General features: G+C 71.7%; 4 protein-coding genes and 1 pseudogene. 2 read left to right on the top strand and 3 right to left on the bottom strand.

The window, feature by feature from the left end; genetic code table 11:
* Together ROTAS13_RS18645 and mobB are read right to left on the bottom strand one after the other, a co-directional pair.
* A pseudogene (locus ROTAS13_RS18645) lies at positions 1–367 on the bottom strand (molybdopterin molybdenumtransferase MoeA); the annotation flags it as partial.
* A complete protein-coding gene (gene mobB, locus ROTAS13_RS18640; protein WP_075823070.1) occupies positions 355–867 on the bottom strand; it encodes a molybdopterin-guanine dinucleotide biosynthesis protein B in 513 nt (170 codons plus the stop codon). The pseudogene ROTAS13_RS18645 and the gene mobB, both read right to left, overlap by 13 nt.
* 194 nt (positions 868–1,061) lie before the next feature.
* On the opposite strand from mobB, the gene ROTAS13_RS18635 reads away from it, so the two are divergent.
* On the top strand, positions 1,062–2,066 hold the full coding sequence (locus ROTAS13_RS18635; RefSeq protein ID WP_083755608.1) for an NADP-dependent oxidoreductase: 1,005 nt from the start codon (positions 1,062–1,064) through the stop codon (positions 2,064–2,066).
* A 68-nt stretch (positions 2,067–2,134) separates the two neighbouring features.
* Here the strand turns inward: ROTAS13_RS18635 and ROTAS13_RS18630 are convergent, their stop codons facing one another.
* Entirely contained in the window at positions 2,135–3,472 is a 1,338-nt protein-coding gene (locus tag ROTAS13_RS18630; protein WP_075823069.1) for a dicarboxylate/amino acid:cation symporter, read from the bottom strand.
* A 296-nt stretch (positions 3,473–3,768) separates the two neighbouring features.
* Between ROTAS13_RS18630 and ROTAS13_RS18625 the strand changes: the two genes are divergently transcribed.
* Positions 3,769–5,370, top strand: a 1,602-nt coding sequence (locus tag ROTAS13_RS18625) for a sensor histidine kinase (RefSeq protein ID WP_075823068.1), incomplete at its 3' end; no start/stop codon positions are given.

The raw sequence follows: 5,370 nt of genomic DNA, 5'->3' as shown, positions 1-5,370 counted from the left end.
CCTGCATCATCACCGTATCCGCGCCGGGCGGCAGTGGCGCGCCCGTCAGGATGCGGGCGGCGTGGCCCGGCGGCAGGGGGGCCGCCGCGTCGCCCGCCGCCACCCGGCCGGCCAGCGGCAGCCAGCCGCCTTCCGGCCCCAGATCGGCCCCGGCGAAGGCATAGCCGTCCATGGCGCTGTTGCCGAAGGGCGGCAGGTCGATGGGCGCGACGATGTCCTCCGCCAGCACCCGCCCGCGCGCGGCCAGCAACGGGACGGCCTCGGCCCCGCCCGCCAGGGGCGGCAGGCGGGCGATCAGCGCCTCCGCCTCCGCCAGCGTCAGCGAGCCGTCGCCGCTGGCGAAGCAGTCGTTGCTCAGCCGGGCCAAGGGGCGGCGAATTCCAGCACGAGGTCGGCCACGCGCTCGATCTCGTCCAACCCGGCATGGGGCAGGCCGCCCGGCGGCGGCGCGTCGGAGACCACGGCGCGGATGGCCGGGTCTTCCGGATGCAGCCAGGGGCGGCCGTTGGCGGCGCGGAAGACCTCCAGCTTCGGGTGGAGGTCGCGCTTGAAGCCCTCGACCACCACGAGGTCCACCGGCGACAGGCGGGACAGGAGGAAGGCCAGGCCGGGTTCCGGGGCGTCGCGCAGCTCGGTCATCAGCGCCCAGCGGCGGGTCGAGGAGACCAGCACCTGCCGCGCCCCGGCCATCCGGTGGCTGTGGCTGTCCTTGCCCGGCTGGTCCACGTCGAAATCGTGGTGCGCGTGCTTGAGCGTCGAGACGGAGACGCCCCGCGCGTTCAGGCTGGGGATCAGGCGGGTCAGCAGGGTGGTCTTGCCGGCGCCGCTCCAGCCCGCCAGCCCGATGATTCGCCTGGGTCCGCTCATGCCTGTGTTCCGTCCTGTTGCCGCCCTTGTCCCGCTGGCGGGCCCGCATCGCTACCCGATGTGGGGCCGGGCCGGAAGCGTGCCCACCCCCGCCATCTCCCCCTCCACCCATGGGACATACCGCCCCATCTTGCCGCCGGGGGCGGACGATCCCGCAACCGGGCGGGTCCGGCCCCGAAGACACAATGGAGTGTATGCGCATCATGACCGAGACGAACCCGCTGATCCGTCTGGCCCGGCGCCCCACCGGCATCCCCACCACGGAAGACCTGGTCTACGAGGAAGCGCCGGTCCCGCAGCCCGCCCCGGGCGAGGTGCTTGTGCGCAACCGCTTCCTGTCGCTCGACCCCTATATGCGCGGCCGGATGAACGACACGAAATCCTATGCCCCGCCGGTCGCGCTGGGCGCGGTGATGGAGGGGCAGAGCGTCGGGCAGGTCGTGTCCGGCCCTGGCTTCGAGCCCGGCACCTGGGTCCTGGGCGGCAGGGGCTGGCAGCACTACTGCTCCGTGCCGCCGCACCTGCTGGTGCCGGTGGATGCGGAGGCCGCCCCGCCTTCCGCTTATCTGGGTGTGCTGGGCATGCCCGGCACGACCGCCTGGGTGGGCTGCACCGAGATCGCGCCGGTCAAGCCGGGCGAGACCTTCGTGGTCGCGGCAGCCTCCGGCGCGGTGGGCGCCGTGGCCGGACAGATCGCGCGGCGCATGGGCGCGCGGGTCGTGGGCATCGCCGGGGGCGCGGAGAAATGCGCCTATGTGCGGGACGAGCTCGGCTTCGATGCCTGCGTCGATCACCGGGGCGAGGATCTTCCGGCCGCGCTGGCGGAAGCCTGCCCGCGCGGGATCGACGTCTATTTCGAGAATGTCGGGGGCGCCGTGCAGCGGGCGGTCTGGCCTCTGCTGAACCCCTTCGCCCGCGTGGCCATGTGCGGCATGGTCGCGGAATACAATGACGGCACCCCCGCCCCCGGCCCGAACCTGATGAGCGCGGTGCGGAACAAGCTCAGCATCCGCGGCTTCATCGTGGGCGATCATCCGCGGCAGTTTCCCGTCTGGCGCGAGACCGGGGCGCGCTGGCTGCGCGAGGGGGTGCTGACGTACCGCGAGGATGTGGTGCACGGGCTGCGCAACGCGCCCGGGGCCTTCGCGGGCCTGCTGTCGGGGAAGAACTTCGGCAAGCTGGTGGTGGCGCTGGACTGACGGCGCCAGACGGAAACGGGGCGCCCTGGCGGGCGCCCCGTTCCATTCTTCCGGATGCGGCCCGGCCCCTACTCGGCGGCCGGCACCGGGGCGGCGAGGACCACCTTCTCCTCGGCCTGGCCGGACAGGGCGGCGTTCAGCTTCGCGCGGTCCAGCTCGCCTTCCCAGCGCGCCACCACGACCGTCGCCACCGCGTTGCCGACGAAGTTGGTCAAGGCGCGGCACTCGGACATGAAGCGGTCGATGCCCAGGATCAGCGCCATGCCGGCGACCGGCACGGAGGGCACCACGGAAAGCGTCGCGGCCAGGGTGATGAAGCCCGCGCCGGTGATGCCGGCCGCGCCCTTGGAGGAGAGCATGGCCACCAGCAGCAGCAGGATCTGGTCCCAGATGCTGAGGTCGATGCCCACGGCCTGGGCGATGAAGAGCGCCGCCATGGTCATGTAGATGTTCGTGCCGTCGAGGTTGAAGGAATAGCCCGTCGGCACCACCAGCCCGACCACGGACTTGGCGCAGCCGGCCTTCTCCATCTTCTCCATCAGGGCGGGCAGCGCGGCCTCGGAGGAGGAGGTGCCCAGCACCAGCAGCAGTTCCTCCTTGATGTAGCGGATCAGCGCCAGGATGGAGAAGCCGTTGTAGCGGGCGACCGCGCCCAGCACGACCAGCACGAAGAGCAGCGAGGTCAGGTAGAAGGTGGCGATCAGCATCGCCAGGTTGGCGATGGAGCCGATGCCGTAGCGGCCGATGGTGAAGGCCATGGCGCCGAAGGCGCCGATCGGGGCGGCCTTCATCAGGATCGCCACCAGCTTGAAGATGCCGGCGGAGAGCGAGTTCAGCACGTTCATCAGCGGATCGGCCTTCTCCCCCACCAGGGAGAGCGCGATGCCGAGCAGCACGGAGAAGAACAGCACCTGCAGGATGTCGCCGGATTCGAAGGCGCTGACCGGCGTGTTCGGGATGATGTTCATCAGGAAGCCGGTGATGCTCGTCTCATGCGCCTTGGCGGCGTAGCCGGCCACGGCCTTGGGATCGAGCGAGGCCGGGTCGATGTTCAGCCCCGCGCCCGGCCGGATCACGTTGGCCACGATCATGCCGATGATCAGCGCCATGGTGGAGAAGGTGATGAAGTAGAGCATCGCCTTGCCGGCGACGCGCCCGACCTTGCCCATGTCGCGCATGCCGGCGATGCCGGTCACCACGGTCAGGAAGATCACCGGGGCGATGATCATCTTCACCAGCTTGATGAAGGCATCGCCGAGCGGCTTCATCTCCTGGGCGAAGGACGGGTAGAAATGGCCGAGCAGGATGCCGACGGTGATCGCGAAGAGCACCTGCACGTAGAGCTGCTGGTAGAGCTTCTTCGGCTTGCGTGGCACGGCCACGGCGGTGGGTTGGACAATGGCCATTGGATGCTTCTCGCCCCTGTGCTGGGCCGCGTCCTCTGCGGGGCGCGGCGTTCCGGTTTCCGACGTCACGCCGGAGGCCGGCGTTCACGGGGCCTACGGCAAGGCCCGTGCCAGGAGACGCGCGGAAGGATAGGCGATGCTAACCCCTTCATCTTCTATAAGATATTTCATGCCGCAATGCAGCATCGGCGGCAGGGCGATGCGGTTCTCCACACAGTCCCGGACGCGGTAGTGCGGATTTCCACACAGCCTGGCGCCGGATGAGAGAAGCCCTTCCCGGCCCCGCACGGCAGCCCGTGAGGCGGCGCTCCCGGTGGCACCTCCGGTGGCGCCGCATCGCCTGGCTGCTGCTGCCGCTGCTGCTCCTTCTCCTGCTGGACCGGGTGGCCGATGGCCTCGCCACCCGCATCGCCTTGTCCGACCTGCGGACCAGCGCCCGGGCCGAGGCGGAGCTGCGCATGGCCCTGCTGCGCAGCGAGATCGACAAGCAGCGCAGCCTGCCGGTGGTGCTGGCCAGCGACCCGGACCTGCGGCGGGCCCTGGAAACCCGCGACCCCGCCCTGCTGGGCGCGCTGAACGCCAAGCTGGAGTCGCTCAGCGGAAGCACGGGCGCCGGGGTGATCTACGCGCTCGACGCACAGGGCATGACCCTGGCGGCGAGCAACTGGCGGCAGGAGGACAGCTTCGTCGGCAACGACTACAGCTTCCGGCCCTATGCCCGGCTTTCCATGGAACGGGGCTCGGCCGAGCATTTCGCCCTGGGCACCGCCAGCCACCAGCCGGGCCTCTACCTCGCCCGCCGGATCGACGCGCCGCCCTTCCCTGGCACCGCCGGTCCCCGGACGCTCGGCGTCATCGTGGTGAAGACGCTGTTCGACCGCGTGGAGGAGGGCTGGCGGCCGCTGCACCAGCCGGTGCTGGTCACCGACCGGGCGGGCGTCGTGCTGGTCACCAGCGAGCCGGCCTGGCGCTTCCGCGCCATCGTGCCGCTTCCGGAGGAGGAGCGCCGGCGCATCCGCGAGAGCCTGCAGTTCGGCGACGCGCCGCTGGCGCCGCTGGCGCCGCTGCCGCTGCCGGATGCCGGCTCGCCGGGGGCGGAGGCTCCTGTTCGCCTGCGCCTGCCCGGCGCCGCGACGGAAAGCTTCCTCCTCACCCGCGTCCCGGTGCCCAGCACGGACTGGACCCTGCACCTGCTGACTCCGACCCGGGTGCCGGTGGAGCTGGCCACCGCCGCGGCGCGGCTGTTGACGCTGCTGGCGGGGCTGCTGGCGCTGCTCCTCGCCTGGCTGACGCTGCGCCGCCGCCGCCGCCTGGGGCTGGACATGGCGCGGCAGCGGCGGCAGCGGGAGGAGCTGGAGGCCGAGGTCCGCCTCCGCACCGCCGAGCTGGAGCGGGCCAATGCCAGCCTGCGGGCGGAGGGCGAGGAGCGGCAGCGCGCCGAGGCCGCCATCCACCGGCTGCGCGACGATCTGGTGCAGGCCAACAAGCTGGCCATCCTGGGGCAGATCACCGCCAGCGTGGCGCATGAGATCAACCAGCCGGTGGCGGCGATCCGCTCCTTCGCCGACAATGCGCGGCTCTTCCTGGAACGGGGCGACGCCGCCTCGGCCACTCGCGGCCTCGGCACCATCGCCGGGCTGACCGAGCGGATCGGCGCCATCACCGGGGGGCTGCGCGGCTTCGCCCGCAAGGCCGGGGGCAGCCTGGAAAGCGTGCCGGTGCGGGCGGCGGCGGAGGCGGCGCTGCTGCTGCTGGGCCACCGGCTGCGCCAGGATGCCGTCGCGGTGGTTCTGGACGTGCCGGAGGAGCTTTGCGTGCGCGCCGAGCGGGTGCGGCTGGAGCAGGTGCTGGTGAACCTCGTGCAGAACGCGGTCGAGGCCCTGGACGGGAGGCCGGGC

The organism is Roseomonas sp. TAS13, from assembly GCF_001950415.1.
In the GTDB taxonomy this organism is placed as follows: Bacteria; Pseudomonadota; Alphaproteobacteria; order Acetobacterales; family Acetobacteraceae; genus Roseomonas; species Roseomonas mucosa.
The sequence above is the reverse complement of the archived record's forward strand: the minus strand, read 5'-3'. Positions and strand labels throughout refer to the sequence as shown.

Excerpts from the sequence above, each read along its gene's own strand:
- mobB (WP_075823070.1), bottom strand. The coding sequence starts at position 867 with ATGAGCGGACCCAGGCGAATCATCGGGCTGGCGGGCTGGAGCGGCGCC.
- ROTAS13_RS18635 (WP_083755608.1), top strand. The coding sequence starts at position 1,062 with ATGCGCATCATGACCGAGACGAACCCGCTGATCCGTCTGGCCCGGCGC.
- ROTAS13_RS18630 (WP_075823069.1), bottom strand. The coding sequence starts at position 3,472 with ATGGCCATTGTCCAACCCACCGCCGTGGCCGTGCCACGCAAGCCGAAG.